17 protein-coding genes and 1 pseudogene are annotated in these 14,082 nt (G+C 58.2%); 12 read left to right on the forward strand and 6 right to left on the reverse strand.

Annotated elements, in window-relative coordinates; genetic code table 11:
• Window positions 1-2: 2 nt before the first annotated feature.
• Complete coding sequence (locus GKZ67_RS09050) at window positions 3-464, reverse strand: hypothetical protein (protein WP_173242010.1); 462 nt, start codon at window positions 462-464, stop codon at window positions 3-5.
• 23 nt (window positions 465-487) lie between these two features.
• Here GKZ67_RS09050 and GKZ67_RS09055 point away from each other — a divergent pair, with 23 nt between their 5' ends.
• The 9 genes and pseudogenes from GKZ67_RS09055 to GKZ67_RS23345 all read left to right on the forward strand — a co-directional run bounded on the left by GKZ67_RS09055 (window position 488) and on the right by GKZ67_RS23345 (window position 9,489).
• Entirely contained in the window at window positions 488-3,997 is a 3,510-nt protein-coding gene (locus tag GKZ67_RS09055) for a UvrD-helicase domain-containing protein (protein ID WP_173242011.1), read from the forward strand.
• A 79-nt stretch (window positions 3,998-4,076) separates the two neighbouring features.
• Window positions 4,077-4,565 carry a hypothetical protein gene (locus GKZ67_RS09060; protein WP_173242012.1) on the forward strand — a complete coding sequence of 163 codons (489 nt, stop codon included), beginning with the start codon at window positions 4,077-4,079 and terminating at the stop codon, window positions 4,563-4,565.
• A 65-nt stretch (window positions 4,566-4,630) separates the two neighbouring features.
• The gene (locus GKZ67_RS09065; RefSeq protein ID WP_173242013.1) at window positions 4,631-5,008 is read left to right on the forward strand and encodes a hypothetical protein; all 378 of its coding nucleotides are present in this window, start codon (window positions 4,631-4,633) and stop codon (window positions 5,006-5,008) included.
• Window positions 5,009-5,115: 107 nt separating this feature from the next.
• A complete protein-coding gene (locus GKZ67_RS24120) occupies window positions 5,116-5,247 on the forward strand; it encodes a hypothetical protein (RefSeq protein ID WP_262889644.1) in 132 nt (43 codons plus the stop codon).
• Window positions 5,208-5,648, forward strand: a complete 441-nt coding sequence (locus GKZ67_RS23340) for a S8 family serine peptidase (RefSeq protein WP_254245170.1) — start codon at window positions 5,208-5,210, stop codon at window positions 5,646-5,648. The genes GKZ67_RS24120 and GKZ67_RS23340 overlap by 40 nt, the downstream gene beginning before the upstream one ends.
• On the forward strand, window positions 5,564-6,805 hold the full coding sequence (locus tag GKZ67_RS09070) for a S8 family serine peptidase (RefSeq protein WP_254245171.1): 1,242 nt from the start codon (window positions 5,564-5,566) through the stop codon (window positions 6,803-6,805). Before GKZ67_RS23340 ends, GKZ67_RS09070 begins: the two co-directional genes overlap by 85 nt.
• 40 nt (window positions 6,806-6,845) lie before the next feature.
• Window positions 6,846-7,835 (forward strand): YitT family protein, encoded by a 990-nt coding sequence (locus tag GKZ67_RS09075; RefSeq protein ID WP_173242014.1) that lies wholly within the window; start codon window positions 6,846-6,848, stop codon window positions 7,833-7,835.
• Window positions 7,836-7,939: 104 nt separating this feature from the next.
• Window positions 7,940-8,767 carry an MOSC domain-containing protein gene (locus GKZ67_RS09080; RefSeq protein ID WP_173242015.1) on the forward strand — a complete coding sequence of 276 codons (828 nt, stop codon included), beginning with the start codon at window positions 7,940-7,942 and terminating at the stop codon, window positions 8,765-8,767.
• Between the two features lie 115 nt (window positions 8,768-8,882).
• A pseudogene (locus GKZ67_RS23345) lies at window positions 8,883-9,489 on the forward strand (DUF2461 family protein).
• Here the strand turns inward: GKZ67_RS23345 and GKZ67_RS09095 are convergent.
• Window positions 9,486-10,109, reverse strand: coding sequence for a deoxynucleoside kinase (locus GKZ67_RS09095; protein ID WP_173242017.1), 624 nt, complete (start codon window positions 10,107-10,109; stop codon window positions 9,486-9,488). The pseudogene GKZ67_RS23345 and the gene GKZ67_RS09095 overlap by 4 nt on opposite strands.
• 244 nt (window positions 10,110-10,353) lie before the next feature.
• Here GKZ67_RS09095 and GKZ67_RS09100 point away from each other — a divergent pair, with 244 nt between their 5' ends.
• Entirely contained in the window at window positions 10,354-10,638 is a 285-nt protein-coding gene (locus GKZ67_RS09100; protein WP_173242018.1) for a hypothetical protein, read from the forward strand.
• A gap of 14 nt (window positions 10,639-10,652) precedes the next feature.
• Here the strand turns inward: GKZ67_RS09100 and GKZ67_RS09105 are convergent, their stop codons facing one another.
• Window positions 10,653-11,009 (reverse strand): hypothetical protein, encoded by a 357-nt coding sequence (locus GKZ67_RS09105; protein WP_173242019.1) that lies wholly within the window; start codon window positions 11,007-11,009, stop codon window positions 10,653-10,655.
• 263 nt (window positions 11,010-11,272) lie between these two features.
• On the opposite strand from GKZ67_RS09105, the gene GKZ67_RS09110 reads away from it, so the two are divergent.
• Both GKZ67_RS09110 and GKZ67_RS09115 read left to right on the forward strand, forming a co-directional pair.
• A complete protein-coding gene (locus GKZ67_RS09110) occupies window positions 11,273-11,797 on the forward strand; it encodes a GNAT family N-acetyltransferase (RefSeq protein WP_173242020.1) in 525 nt (174 codons plus the stop codon).
• A 113-nt stretch (window positions 11,798-11,910) separates the two neighbouring features.
• Window positions 11,911-12,138: a CDGSH iron-sulfur domain-containing protein gene (locus tag GKZ67_RS09115; protein ID WP_151088798.1), complete on the forward strand. Its 228-nt coding sequence runs from the start codon at window positions 11,911-11,913 to the stop codon at window positions 12,136-12,138.
• Window positions 12,139-12,220: 82 nt separating this feature from the next.
• Here GKZ67_RS09115 and GKZ67_RS09120 read toward each other — a convergent pair whose 3' ends face one another.
• From GKZ67_RS09120 to GKZ67_RS09130, 3 genes are all read right to left on the reverse strand, one after another.
• Window positions 12,221-12,583, reverse strand: coding sequence for a hypothetical protein (locus GKZ67_RS09120; RefSeq protein WP_173242021.1), 363 nt, complete (start codon window positions 12,581-12,583; stop codon window positions 12,221-12,223).
• 47 nt (window positions 12,584-12,630) lie between these two features.
• The gene (locus GKZ67_RS09125; RefSeq protein ID WP_173242022.1) at window positions 12,631-13,692 is read right to left on the reverse strand and encodes a hypothetical protein; all 1,062 of its coding nucleotides are present in this window, start codon (window positions 13,690-13,692) and stop codon (window positions 12,631-12,633) included.
• A 100-nt stretch (window positions 13,693-13,792) separates the two neighbouring features.
• The gene (locus GKZ67_RS09130) at window positions 13,793-14,047 is read right to left on the reverse strand and encodes an acyl-CoA-binding protein (RefSeq protein WP_151088801.1); all 255 of its coding nucleotides are present in this window, start codon (window positions 14,045-14,047) and stop codon (window positions 13,793-13,795) included.
• Window positions 14,048-14,082: the final 35 nt, after the last annotated feature.

The following is a 14,082-nucleotide window of genomic DNA, read 5'->3' on the forward strand; positions in this document are numbered from 1 at the left end:
GATTAAGCAAGACCGTTAACTTTTATTGGTGTTGTTTTACCAGATTTAATATTGATTGTAATATTAAAAAAGCAACTTCCACCATCAAATACGCTGACCACCTGGAGATTTAAATTTTTATAGCCGAGTCCCGCTTCTTTACAGAAACCGTTTATCCACACTATTTTTCTACCTTCTTTATCAAAGGAGGTTTCGTATTGAATTCCGTATTCATTTAAATTTATTTTCTGCGTATCAGCCTTCTGGTTGTAATCAGCCATTGCTTTACACAAAATAGCCTTCATGACAACTAATTCTTTAGAACTAAGCTTCGCATCGGAAGGCAATTTGTAGTAGTCGGGCTTCCTCTTACCGTTAACACATGTATTGCTTACTGTGTGAGTGGCCGCTAGCTTTTGTATTGGAGCAGTTACTACCACGCTGACAGCTACTGTAAGTGAAAGTACATTAGCGAATGTTCTCATTATTTTTTGGGTAAACTTATTTAATGCCAGCCCCCTTCCGCATCTATTCCGCCTCGGCCGGCTCCGGCAAGACGTACCAATTAACGAAAGAATATCTGAAGCTGGCGCTGGGCTACCCGCAGCCGGCCGACCCCACGGGCGAGCGAATTTACAAGCCCGATTACTTTAAGAGTATTCTGGCGATAACCTTTACCAACGACGCGGCGGGCGAGATGAAGGAGCGCATTTTGGGCGCGCTGCGGCGCTTCGCGCAGGCAGATGCAGGCAAGCCCAATGCTTTACTGGTAGAAGTAGCCGCCGAGCTGGCCCAGGAAAAGCAGCTGCCCCCGCACCTGCGCACGCCCACCGAGTGGCAGCAGGAAGTACAGCGGCGAGCAGCGGCCACGTTTCAACTGGTGCTCTACCACTACGCCGACTTTGCAGTTAGCACGATTGACTCGTTTGTGCAGCGTATTGTCACGGCTTTTACGCGCGAGCTGGGGCTGCCCGCCACGTTTGAGGTGGAGCTGGATACCGACAGCGTGCTGCGCTCGGCGGTGGCGGCGCTGATTGACAAGGTGAACCGCGACCCGCAGAGCAAGCTGCTGAGCCAGACGCTGGCCGACTACGCGCTGGGCCAGGCCGAGCAGGGCCGCAACTGGAACAAGCTGCCCGACGAGCTGCTGGACTTCGGCCGGGCGCTTTTCAACGAGAGCGTACACGAGGCCGTGGCCCAGCTGGGCCAGAAAACGATGGCCGATTTCCGGACGCTCGACCAGGAAATCCGGACCCGGCAGCGGGAAGCGGAAGCAGCCGTGCAGGCCCAGGCCAACCACGCCGTGGACGTGCTGGCGGCGGCCGGCATCGAGGCTGAGCATCTGGCCAGCGGCAGCGGCGGCATCTACGGGCACTTTACCAAGTGGGAGCGCTGGCTAAGTCTGCCCGAGAAGGACAACATTTTCCCTACTGCCACGGCCCGCAAAACGATTGAGAGCGGCAAATGGTGGAGCGAAAAGGGCAAAAAGGCCGGGCTGGTGCCCGCCATCGAAGCAGCGCAGCCCGACTTGGTAGAGGCATTTAGTGAACTCCTGGCGCTGCGCGAAAAATACCTTCCGGGCTACGTGCTGCTGGGTGCGGTGCAACCGTTTTTATTCCATGCCTCGCTGCTGAGCGAGCTCAATAAACTGGTCGAAGAAATCAGCCGCGAGCGCAATGTAGTGTTGATTTCCGAATTCAACCGGCGCATTGCGGCCATCGTGCTCACCGAGCCGGTGCCGTTTATTTACGAGCGGCTGGGCGAAAAATATAGACATTTACTAATAGACGAATTCCAGGACACCTCCGTGTTGCAGTGGAATAATCTGCTGCCGCTGGTCGAGAATGCGGTAGCCAACGGGGGGCTTTCGCTGGCGGTGGGCGATGCCAAGCAGGCTATTTACCGCTGGCGCGGCGGCGAGCTGGAGCAGATTCTGCGGCTTTATCAGGGCGATACCCCTGCGCTAGTAGCCCGCGCCCGCGATGCGGAAATGCAGCGGCTGCTCACGGAGCGCTACTACACCTTGCAGCAAAATCTGGAGCCGCACTCGCTGGCGGTTAACTACCGCAGCGAGCCGGCCATTATCGGGTTTAACAATGCTTTTTTCAGCTACGTGCGCGAGCGCAGCGGTGAGCACGACATCGTACAGGGAATTTTTGAGCCGGGCTTTCGGCAGGAGATTCCGGGGCAACAAGGCCGATTGGTTGGCGGCGAATTGACTGACCTGGCCGGCCACGTCGAGCTGCTTTTTACCAAAGATGACGCCCCCGCCCGGCGCTATGCGCCCGCGGCCGGGCAGTACCTCGAAGCGCCCCTGCCCGGCTATGCGCCCGAAGCGCTGCTCGACTACCAGGAAAGCACCTGCTACCTGGCATTGCAACTGGTAGAGCAGGCGCTGGCCGAGGGCTACCACCTGCGCGATGTGGCCGTGCTGTGCCGTACCCGCTGGCAAAGCCGCCTGCTGGCTAAGTTCCTGAAAGAGCGGGGATTTCCGATTATTTCGGCCGATTCGCTGGCCTTGCAGTTTGCCGAAGTAGTAAACCTGCTGGTGGCCGTGATGCGCGTGCTGCACCAGAGCGCCGATACCCTGGCGCGGGCCGAGGCGCTGCTGCTACTCGACAAGGTAGTGCGCCGCCTACCCCCTACCCCGGCGCGGGCGCGCCACATCGCGGAGATAGCAAATAATACCGAAAGCGGCCGGCCTTTTTTCGACGAATTGCGCCACCTGGGCTTCGACGTCGACGAGCACCAAACCGGCAACCTGGGTTTGTATGAGCTGACCGAAAAATTAATCGGCATTTTCGGGCTGCTCGGGGCCAATACGGAGAGTGATTATTTATTCCGCTTTCTTGATTTGACGCTGGAATTCAGCTTGAAATACGGCAATAACCTGGGTAATTTTCTGACGCACTGGGACGAGCGCAAGGGCTCGCTGAGCATCAATGCGCCGGGCGGAGCCGATGCCATTACCATTACGACTGTGCACAAGGCCAAGGGCCTGGCTTATGGCGTCGTTATCGTGCCCTTTGCCGACTGGACGCTGGTGCCCCGCACCGATACACTGCTCTGGGGCCGCCTCGAAACCGCCGAAAAGCCCCTGCCCGACCTGCCCGACGTGGCCGTGGTGCGCCTCAACAAAACGCTCACCTACACGCCCCTGGCAACCCAGGACGCCGAGGAGCGCGAGAAAACGCTGCTCGATGGCCTCAATACGCTGTACGTGGCCTTTACCCGGCCCCGGCACCGGCTCTACATCATCAGCAAAACGCCCGCCGAGCCCAAAAAGACCTCCGGCGAGCTGCCCCTGACTGCCGCTGCCGAGCCGGCCGCCGCCCAGGGCCCGGCCCGCGACGTGGCTGACCTGCTGGCCGGTTACCTGCGCCAGCTCGGCCACTGGCAGGCAGAAGCGACGAGCTTCGTCCTCAGCCAGGGGGCAGCGGCCGACTTCAAAACCAGCCACCAGCCGCCCGCCACCGGCTTCCCACTTACCAACCTGACTTCTACGGCCTGGGACGAGCGCCTGCACCTGCGCCGCCACGCCACTACGGTCTTCGATTTTGACGAGCAGGAAAAGCAGGGCGAGCTAAACCGCAAGCTGCACTATGCCCTGCGCCGCCTGCTATCGGTACAGGACCTGGAGCGTACGCTGCGCCAGCTCGTGGCCGAAGGCATTGTGAATGCGAAGGAGCGGCCGGCACTAGAAGCCGGCCTGCGCCAGGTACTGCACCACCCACGCCTGGCCCCTTACTTCGCCCCCGGTCTGGCCGTGGAAACTGAGCGTGAAATCCTCATCGGCGGCCACACCCACCGCGCCTATAAGCCCGACCGCATCGTGTTTGGCGAAGGCGACAGCCGCGCCGAGCAAACGGTGACCATGCTTGATTTTAAATTACCGCCCCCGCAGGATATCCATAAAATCAGGCTGCGCGACTATGGAAAATTATTCCGGGAGCTGGGCTACGAAGACGTGCGCGGAGTAATCTATTATTTTGGGTCGGGGGAGGTAGCAGAGGTATGAAAGCGGGCAGCCGGCGAAAAAGCCTAATTCGACTTCCTAAGCAGCTTCTATTTATAAAAGCAATGCCCAATTATTCTTAATGAGTCCGGATTCAAAAATTAGGCAGATTTTTCTGCCCTTCCTAGGAATCGTGCTTAGCGTATTGAGCAGCTTTTTCATAGTTGACTGGTGGATGAATAAGCGTGCCTCAGATGCCATTAGCGCATTATGGATTAGTGTATTACCTATCACGGTGGCCGTGGTGCTGGTAGCTGTATTCCTGCATCCGCAACTCAAGTATCTGAAATACTCAACGCAGCGTGGCGCCAGCACTAAGGAAGGTGGCAACACGGTACTGCTATATTTTCTGCCTGTTTTGCTGATAGGCGTAGAATCTTGGCGCCTGGACGATTATCTAGGCAATAAATTAGCCGGAATAACAGCGTTGAATACGATTGAAGAAATTGAAAAGTATCCGCCTACCAGATTTTATTTATTAAAACAACGCTATTTAGACACCTCCGCCATCGGTTGTGACTCAGCAATAGTACACCAAAAAAACACCCGCCTGCTGCTATTTTTGATATAAGCGTCCCCATAATTAAAAGTGAAACTGATAAAGAACATTTTTACTCTGCTGTAGCCTGGCTGGCCTTGCGCTACTCCACGGCAGTGCCCCCTGGCCTAACCGAAGATGCTACGTATGATAAGTTAAACATTTTGGGGCAGCAGTGGCATGAGAAATTCAAGTATGCCAAATTGGATACCCTTGTAAATTTCCAGTACCTTGAGCGCGCGGGCTTATCAGCTAAAGCGCTACCTTACATAAGGGCTGCTGAACATAGTTCGGTTTACCGTAGTCCGGGAAATACGCGACTTGAGCCGCTTATACTCTATCCTAAATACGGTCCATTTGACCAGCGTAACGACGGCAAACCCTTCTGGCTGTGCCTCATTTTAGTTGCTGGCTTGGGCGGCTTTCTATTGATTCTGCAACAAACTGACTTGAAACCGGCGGATGAGATGGCGTAGCGCAACAGGTAAACACGTAGCAAATAGCAGCCCAGGCGCAACACCCATCGCTCCGCTCCCGTCTATACCCAAACGGCTATTTTTCACCGCCGTTTTTACCTCCTCCAATGCTTTCCAACCGACTTGCTACCTGGCCGCGCCTGGCGCTGGCTGCTTCTCTTCTGCTTCCCGCCGCCGCCGAGGCGCAGACTGCCCCGATATGCCGGCCCCGGCCACTACGCCTGCCGGCCCTACTGTAGCGGAAGCTGCCAAGGCGCAATGGCACCTGCGCGACCCGCAGCTGGACAAAATACCCGGCACCGGCACCACCCGCACCTATGCCGAGCTGCTGAAGGGCCGCGTGCCGACTGCGGTAGTAGTTGCCGTAATTGACTCGGGCATCGATACGGCCCACGTTGATTTGAAGCCCGTGCTCTGGCGTAATCCCCGCGAAATCCCGGGCAATGGCATCGACGACGACCACAATGGCTACATCGACGACGTGCACGGCTGGAATTTTCTGGGGGCAAGGATGGCCGTAACATCTCGGTCGAAACCCTCGAATCGACACGCATTGTGGCCAAGTACGGGCCGCGCTTTGCGGGTAAAACCAGCACCCAGATTAAGGCCGCCGACCGCGCCGACTACACGATGTATCTGAAGGCCAAAAAAGCCTATGATGCCAAGCGCAAGGAGCTGACTACCGAGCTGGCCCAGGCCGGCCAGATGACCGGCCCGCTCACGCAGATGACCGCCGCGCTCAAGGAGAAGCTGGGCGTCGAAAAGCTCGATACCACGACCATGCGCCGCGCAGCAGCGCAGATTTCGGACCCCGAGTTCAAGGGCTTACTTACATCGCTCTACCAGAATATGAAACAGGGCGGAATCGGCGATACTGATGCGCTCATTGCGGAGCTGACGAGCGAGCTCAAGGAACAGCGCGAACAGCTCGACTATAGCCTGAATACTAAATTCAACGCCCGCGCCGAGATTGTGAAGGACAACCCCGACGATGTAGCCCAGCGCAACTACGGCAACAACGACGTGATGGGGCCTGATGCGCTGCACGGCACCCACGTGGCCGGCATTATTGCGGCCGTGCGCGACAATAACCTTGGCGTACAAGGAATTGCGGCCGCGCCGGTGCAGATAATGAGCGTGCGTACCGTGCCCAATGGCGACGAGCGTGACAAAGACGTGGCGAATGCCATCCGCTACGCCGTAGACAACGGCGCGCAGATTATCAACATGAGCTTTGGCAAGGAATTCTCGCCCCAGCGCCCGGCCGTGGAAGCAGCCTACAAGTACGCCGCCAGCAAGAACGTACTGCTTGTACACGCCGCCGGCAACGAAGACGACAACCTCGACGTGACGCAGCATTACCCTGCCTCGTTTTACCTCGATGGCTCGACCCCGCCCAACCTGCTGACCGTTGGGGCCTCGGGCTCGACTGACGACGAGAACCTGACCGCCAGCTTCAGCAACTACTCCAAGCGGCAGGTCGACGTGTTTGCGCCCGGCGTGGGTATTTACTCGACGCTGCCGGGCAATAAGTACGGCTCAGAGAGCGGCACCAGCATGGCTTCGCCGGTTACGGCCGGCGTGGCAGCGGTGCTCAAATCGTATTTTCCCAACCTCACCGCCGCCGACCTCAAGCGAATTATTCGGCAATCGGCGCAGGTGCACCACACGCAGGTGCTGATACCCGGCGAAAACGGCAAAAAGGCTGATTTCTCGACCCTTTCGGCCACCGGTGGCATTGTGGACCTCTACGAAGCCGTGCGCCTGGCAGCTCAGCAGGACGCGTCGCATAAGTAAAAAGCCCGGGCGGCCAGCCGCTTTTTGCGTAAGTTGAGGCATGCTTCCTCAATTCTTCATCTTAGAGCGGCTGCGCCGACTGCGGGCGCAGGGTACCTCGCCCCCAAAAGATACTCCCTCCACTCACCCGCTGCTGGCCGATGCACAGGCCCCCCGCCCGGCACCGGTAAAGTCGGGCTGGCGGCGGCACCTGGCCAACGCTGCCTACCTGGCGGCCGGGGTGTTCTCGGCGGCGCTGGGGTTGGAGTCGTTTATTCTTCCCAACGGCCTTTTCGACGGGGGTGTTACGGGGCTGTCGCTGCTGGCGGCGCGGCTCATTCACCTGCCGCTGTCAGTTTTTCTGGTGGTGCTCAACCTGCCGTTTATCTGGCTGGGTTACGAGCAGCTGGGCAAGGGCTTCGCAGCGCGGGCCCTGACGGCCATTCTGGCCCTGGCCCTCGTGCTGGTGGTGGTGCACTTCCCCGTTATTACCCAGGATAAAATGCTGATTGCCGTATTCGGCGGCTTTTTTCTGGGTGCGGGCATCGGCTTGGCCATGCGCGGGGGCGGGGTACTCGATGGCACCGAGATACTGGCGGTTTACCTGAGCCGCAAGGCCAGCCTTAGCGTGGGCGACTTTGTACTGGTACTCAATATTCTAATTTTCTGCATTGTCGCCTGGGTGCTATCGGTGCAGACCGCCCTCTACTCCATTCTCACTTACCTGGCAGCCGCCAAAACCATTGAGTTTGTGGTCAATGGCATTGAAGAATATACCGGAGTTACTATAATATCCGAACACAGCGACGCTATCCGCCGCATTATTACCGAGCGCCTGGGGCGGGGCGTTACCGTATATGGGGGCAAGCGGGGCTACGGCTCGCACGGCGAACAGCCCAGCCCCATCGACATCGTTTTCACGGTAGTAACTCGCCTGGAAGTCAGTCAGGTAACCGCTGAAGTGAACAACCTCGACCCGCACGCCTTCATCATTATGCACAGCGTGAACGACGCCAAAGGCGGCATGGTCAAGAAACGGGCATTACATTAACCATTAAAATTGAATATTATTATGGCAAATAATAAATATCTCATTAAAGATTTTCCACTCCTGCTTCCCCTTTCTTAGCTGAAGCGCGGCTTACTTTTGTAAGTATGCCCGCTTCTACTACTCAGCTTACGCTTACTGGTCTTTTTATTTACCCGGTTAAATCATTGGGAGGCATAAGCTTACCAGCGGCCGAGCTAACGCCCCAGGGCCTGCGCCACGACCGCCGCTGGCTGATAGTAGACGAGCGCAACCGTTTTCTGACGCAGCGCGAGCACGCCCAAATGGCGCTGCTGGCAGTGGAGCCAGCCTACAATGGCTTTTTGCTGCGCCATCGCCAGCGGCCCGAGCTACTACCACTCTATATTCCCTTTGAAGCTACGCCCGATAAGACCCTGTTTGTCAGCATCTGGGATGATATGGTGTGGGCCTGGCGCGGCACCCGGGAAGCCGACCACTGGCTGAGCGAGGCCCTGGGCCAGCCCTGCAAGCTGGTCTATATGTCGGATATGGTTCGCCGCGAGGTGGAGCCCGAGCTGAACCCGGCGGGGCTGCTCGTCAGCTTTGCCGACGGCTACCCTTACCTGCTGGCTACCGAAGAATCGTTGGCCAAGCTCAATGCCCAGCTCGCCGAGCCGGTACCCATGAATCGGTTCCGCCCCAACTTACTGGTAAGCGGTGCCCCCGCCGACGCGGAGCTGCACTGGGCTGACTTCAGCATTGGCGGCCAGCCCTTTCGCTCGGTGCGCGGCTGCGGGCGCTGTATCGTCACGACCATCAACCAGGACACCGCGCAGAAAAACCCCGCCGGCGAGCCGCTCCGTACCCTGGCCACTTACCGCAAGCCAGCCAACAAAGTGCTGTTTGGCCAGAACGTAACGGGCCCGGCCAACGGCCGCCTGCAGGTAGGCGATGCCGTCGTAGTGGTAAGCTAAGAAAGCTTGCTTTGCTCGTGCAGGCCGCATACCGCGCTTTTATTTCAAGCAGATGGATATAGGTTTTGCGCTCGATTTTCTGCGCCGCCTGGCGGCAAACAATAACACGGCCTGGATGCAGGAAAACCGCGCCGATTACCGGCGGGCCCGCGACACCTTTGCCGCACTCGTAACGGAAGTATTGCGCCGGGCCACGCCGGGCATCCCTGAGCTGGCGGGACTTACGCCAGCGCAGGTCATGTTTCGGCTGCATAAGAACGACCGGAGCCAGACCGACCCGAGCCCTATAAGCGGCGCCTGGGCGCGGGCCTGGTGCCCGGTGGCCGGCACGCACCGCGGGCGGGCTATTTCCTGGCTTTAAAGCCGGGGGGCGGCTCGTGGCTGCGGGCCGGGCGCTTCACGCCTACCCCGCCGAGCTGACGGCCATCCGCCAGGAGATTCATTACAATGGAGCCAGCTTTCACCAGCAGCTGACCCACCCGCTAGTGCTGCAGCATTTTCCAGGCGGCCTGGATATGGGCGTTCCGCAGCTCACCCGCCCGCCCAGAGGCTACCTCGCCACCGACCCCGACCTGCCCTGGCTTAAGCTTAAAAGCTTCGGCGTAGTGCAGCTTTTTCGGGATGGCGAAGTACTGGCGCCCGACTTTATCGACCGCGTGGTTGCGGGTATGCAGGCCGCCCGGCCGTGGGTAAGCTGGCTAAACGAGGCCCTGTACGACTAAAACAGGCCGAATAGCTTATTATCAATCCGCTCTATAATCGTACCCAGGTCTTCGGGCCGGCGTACATAGTCCAGCTCATTCACGTCGATGATGAGCAGCTTGCCATACGTATAGCTGGCAATCCATTTATCGTAGTGCTCGTTCAGGTTTTTGAGGTACTCGATGCTGATAGAGTTCTCGTATTCGCGGCCCCGCTTTTCAATCTGACCGATGAGCTTGGGCAGGTCGGCCCGCAGATAGAGCAGTAAATCGGGCGGGTCAACGAGGCTTATCATGCTCTCAAACAACTCGTAGTAGTTATTGTAGTCGCGCTCGGCCAGCAGGCCCGACTGGTGCAGGTTGGCCGCAAAGATGTGCGCATCCTCGTAGATGGTGCGGTCCTGGATAACGCTTTTGCCCAGCTGCACCAGCTCCTTGATGCGGCGCGTCTGGCGAAAGCGGCTATTTAAAAAATAAACCTGCAAATGGAAAGCCCAGCGGGGCATATCTGCGTAGAAATCTTTAAGATAGGGATTATCATCCACTTCTTCCAGAAAGACTTCCCAGCGAAAGTGCTGGGCCAGCTTATGAGCCAGCGTGGTTTTGCCAGCTCCTATGTTGCCAACGATAGCAATATGCATGCAATAAACTACTAAATCGGTCGAAATGAGGACGCCAAAGGTAAGCGTTGTATCATTGCTCTTCCTACTTCCTTGTTATGGCTGAGCTCCCCTCCCCTGTGCCTGCTACGCGCTTGCTCAGCGTGCCCGACGTGCATGGGCGCTGCTGGCCGACATTGACTTTTACCCTGGGCTGGAGCTGCTCTACATTCACTGGCATGGGCACCTCACGGCCGACGCGCTGGTGCGGGGAGCAATGGCCGGTATGGAGCTATTTAAGGGCCGTCGCCTGCCCCGCCGCCTGCTTAGCGACCATCAGCAGGTAACCGGCGAATGGGCCGACGCCCTGCCGTGGCTGCACTATGAGTGGCTGCCCGAAGCCACCAGTGGCGGCTTGCAGGTAGTGGCCCATATTCTGGCTCATAATACAGAGAGTCAGCTTAGTAACTACTCAGGTAGCCACGAGTTCATCGCGGCCGTTACGCAGGAGCTGAACGCCATGTCATTTCGGCACCTGGCGCCGGCCTGGCAGTGGCTCACGCACCGTTAGCCGGTCCGGGCAGGCTACTCATTCACGCGGTCTTTAAGGCGGCGGGCACTTTGCAGAGTCCGAAACTCGCCCTGGTAGCTGCGCACCGTGAGGCGGTCGTCGAGCGGTAGGTCCAGGCGCACCGTTTCGTAGCGGGCGTTGAGGCGGGTAAGGGCATCGCTGGCCTCATCCCAGTCTTTGGCGGTCCACTGGCGGCGCTGCTCACGGGTAGCGTCCATAAAGCGACTGTACAGGTCTACCAGCTGACTGGCAGGCACTTTATTTACATCGATGCTCTCGTGCAGCAGGCGTGCCAGGGTGGGGTCGCCGGTAGCGACGAGGCGGCCGCTGGCCGCGGTGCGGGGTACCGAGGCATGGGGCCGGCCGCCCACCAGGTCGCCGGCGCGCAGCAGGCTGTCTTGGGCAGATTTTTGGGCGCTCGCCCCAGGGGCAGGGCCGCTAGCAGCAAAGCCGCCGCGGCGTGGCGAGTACTAAAAACAGCTTTTATCATGGGAAGAATACGAAATTGGACAGATACTGCCTTGCCAAATGCGGGCCAATCTGCGCAGCTTAACGCATGGCAGCCCGGCTACGTATGCCAGCCCAGCCCGCAAGTCGGTTTTTTAGCCGACCTTCGCCCGATTCTTTGTCGCTTATGCCTACCCGTTCTGTCCCGGCCGCTTCGGCCTTGCCCCTGCATATTCAGCCCGCCACCGAGCAGGATATTCCCACTATTATCGGGCTGGCCGAGGCCACCTGGGAGCCCACTTACCGCTTCATCATCTCGAAGGAGCAGATAGACTACATGTACCGGGTTATCTACACCCCGGCTTCGCTGCGCCGCCAGATGCGCGAGCAGCACCACACCTTTTTGCTGGCTTATGTAGATGGGCACGCCGCCGGCTTCGCTTCGTATTCTGAAAAGCCAGACAGCATCTATCACCTGAACAAGATATACGTGCTTCCCTCCCACCAGGGCCAGGGCCTGGGCCAGCACCTGGTGCAGGCCGTCATCAGCGCCGTGCGCGAGGCCAGGGGCCTGGCCCTGGAGCTGAATGTGAACCGCCACAACCCGGCGCTGGCCTTTTACGAGCGGCTGGGCTTTGTGCAGCACCGCGAGGAAGATATTCCCATCGGCCCGTACTGGATGAACGACTATGTGCTGCGCAAAGAGCTGTAACAGCGTGATGAGTGGGCAAACTTAACTGGTGCCCTGTACCCGCTGCCTGCTGCCTGCTCATACTTTCTAGCTCAGAACTTTCAACTTATCATTCCTCACTCAAACCTCAAAAAATGGCCACTAAACTCACCGTACTTTCCAACGGCTCGCTGCGCGTGGAAGGCGAAGATATTCAACTTGTAGATGCACAAGGCAATGCTTACGGCCTCGGTGGCCGCGAGCGCATCAGCATCTGCCGCTGCGGCCTGAGCAAGCAAAAGCCCTTCTGCGATGGCTCGCATAAAGGGCATTTCGAGCACGATGCCACGGCGTTCGATTTGCCGGCTCCTAAAGCGGTCTGAACATCCCGGTTGCCTAAAAAGGCGCCGCCGGCCAGCATTAGCTAGAGGCCGGCGGCGCCTTTTTCTTTATATATTATTTTTATTATATAATCTCTTTAACCAGCAGAGCAATCACCGCCTCGGGGTCGGCTACTTCGATAATGAGGCGGTTAAACTCTTCGGCCTTCAGGTCTACCACCAGGGTGTTGTCGGGGTGCTGCACATCCAGGAAAGTGGGCTTGTGGTCGGGCACATTGTCGAGAAAAAACGTGCCCGCCGTAATCAGCCCCGGCACATACGTGCCCGCCGCCCGAATGCCCGCCAGGTGGGCGGCTGCAGCCGGGTCGCGGCGCACACCTTTGATATGGCTGCGGGGCACGCGCAGCTCGCTGCGAAACGACCAGAGCTTGTGCCAGCCCTCAACGGTGAACACCACGCTATCGTCTTGTAGATGAACAGTAACCATTGGGAAGATTAGCAGATTAGATTAATGGAATACGACGACGTTCCTCATCAGGCGGCACTATTGCCCAGGGTTTTGGGTCCCAGCATCAGCCAGAGGTTCAGGCGCACGATATCGCCCATCGAGTCACATCGCGCGAAGAGCTGGGTGTGGTGGTAGCGATTGAGCGCTCCCTTCAGCTCTTCCACCTTATCGGGCGGAGCCAGCTCCTGGCGGCGCATTACGTCGAGCAGGGCCTTGAGGCGGTGGCGCTCGGCCCTGGCGCGGCGGGCCATCAGCGTGCGCTCCTCGGCCTGGTACTGGCGCAGGTTTTCGGGCTTCAGCAGGCGGGCGCACATCTCCACCACGGCCTGATTGTCTTTGAACGCCTGGGGCACATACATGGCACGGCGGCCCTCGTAGCTCTGCTGGTCGAAGTCTATAGCCCGAACCCTATATTGCTCATCCTCAAAGTCGGGCGTTATGTCGATGACGTAATTGTAGGCCCGCATATCGCCGAGCAGCCGGGCAAAGCAGCGCTCATTGAACTTCACAAACTCCTTGGCGATGCGCACCTGGTTGAGGTGCGGCTGGTTGAGGTGCGGCTGGTTGAGCCGGAGCCGGATAAAGTCATCGCCCGGAATGCCGGCAATGTGCTCCTCAATGAGCGTATTGCCGGTATCAACCAGAAAATTCATGGAGTTGGGTGACAGCAGGTGCTCCAGCTCCAGGCCGTAAAGCCGCGAGGCATCGGCCTGCTTCACGTAGAAGTAGTCGTAGTTGTCGTTGAGCTGGTTGAGAATTCGCACCCGAAACGGGTGCGAATTGCCAAACCGGCAGTAGTCGATGCGGTCGGCCAGCAGGTTGTCGGCAAATGACAGGTCGCCGGCCGTTTTGAGCAGCGCATACACCTGCACCAGCCCCTGGCTCAGCTCAACCAGGTTTTGGGGCTCATAAAAAACCGTTTGCCAGAGCGTGTCCTTCCCGGCGCGGTCGAGCAGCGCAAACGAGTTGCTGAAGCGCAGCAGGTCGGCGTAGCTCACGGGCAGCGGCGCCTCGCGGTCGTAGTCGCGCAGATACTGGCGCAGGGCCGGCGTAAGCGGGTAGCTGGGCTTCTTTCGGGAAATATCCACTTTTTACTGGTTATTTTTCAGTGGTTACTGCGTAATGCCGCTCTCACGGGCGTTTTGGTAAGCAGTAGCAACCAGCTAACCAACTGGCCACTAGCGGTTATTAGCCATTGAGCTCATTCACCAGCTCTACGTACTGTTGACGGGCGGCGTCTTTGCTGAGGCCGGCAAGCTGCTGCCAGGCATCGTACTTGGCAATGGCCTTGAAGTCGAAGCCACCAGGGCGCGAACCGGTTACGTCGCCTTCGGTAGCCTGCTTGTAGAGCGCGTAAAGCTGAAGCAGTACCGTGTTGGAAGGCTTGGCGGGCAGTTGCTGGGCGCGCTGCGAAGCGGCCTCAAAATCTTGCTGCGTAGTCATGACTAAAAAATTTATGAATAACTAAACCGAAGAAT

The sequence above is a fragment of the Hymenobacter sp. BRD67 genome (assembly GCF_013256425.1).
Classification (GTDB): domain Bacteria; phylum Bacteroidota; class Bacteroidia; order Cytophagales; family Hymenobacteraceae; genus Hymenobacter.

What these genes read in the sequence shown, in the direction of transcription:
- GKZ67_RS09130 (WP_151088801.1), bottom strand. Translation starts at nt 14,047, where the DNA reads ATGACTACGCAGCAAGATTTTGAGGCCGCTTCGCAGCGCGCCCAGCAA.
- GKZ67_RS24120 (WP_262889644.1), top strand. Translation starts at nt 5,116, where the DNA reads ATGCTTTCCAACCGACTTGCTACCTGGCCGCGCCTGGCGCTGGCTGCT.
- GKZ67_RS09100 (WP_173242018.1), top strand. Translation starts at nt 10,354, where the DNA reads ATGGAGCTATTTAAGGGCCGTCGCCTGCCCCGCCGCCTGCTTAGCGAC.
- GKZ67_RS09115 (WP_151088798.1), top strand. Translation starts at nt 11,911, where the DNA reads ATGGCCACTAAACTCACCGTACTTTCCAACGGCTCGCTGCGCGTGGAA.
- GKZ67_RS09080 (WP_173242015.1), top strand. Translation starts at nt 7,940, where the DNA reads ATGCCCGCTTCTACTACTCAGCTTACGCTTACTGGTCTTTTTATTTAC.
- GKZ67_RS09075 (WP_173242014.1), top strand. Translation starts at nt 6,846, where the DNA reads ATGCTTCCTCAATTCTTCATCTTAGAGCGGCTGCGCCGACTGCGGGCG.
- GKZ67_RS23340 (WP_254245170.1), top strand. Translation starts at nt 5,208, where the DNA reads ATGCCGGCCCCGGCCACTACGCCTGCCGGCCCTACTGTAGCGGAAGCT.
- GKZ67_RS09110 (WP_173242020.1), top strand. Translation starts at nt 11,273, where the DNA reads ATGCCTACCCGTTCTGTCCCGGCCGCTTCGGCCTTGCCCCTGCATATT.
- GKZ67_RS09120 (WP_173242021.1), bottom strand. Translation starts at nt 12,583, where the DNA reads ATGGTTACTGTTCATCTACAAGACGATAGCGTGGTGTTCACCGTTGAG.
- GKZ67_RS09055 (WP_173242011.1), top strand. Translation starts at nt 488, where the DNA reads ATGCCAGCCCCCTTCCGCATCTATTCCGCCTCGGCCGGCTCCGGCAAG.
- GKZ67_RS09060 (WP_173242012.1), top strand. Translation starts at nt 4,077, where the DNA reads ATGAGTCCGGATTCAAAAATTAGGCAGATTTTTCTGCCCTTCCTAGGA.
- GKZ67_RS09095 (WP_173242017.1), bottom strand. Translation starts at nt 10,109, where the DNA reads ATGCATATTGCTATCGTTGGCAACATAGGAGCTGGCAAAACCACGCTG.
- GKZ67_RS09050 (WP_173242010.1), bottom strand. Translation starts at nt 464, where the DNA reads ATGAGAACATTCGCTAATGTACTTTCACTTACAGTAGCTGTCAGCGTG.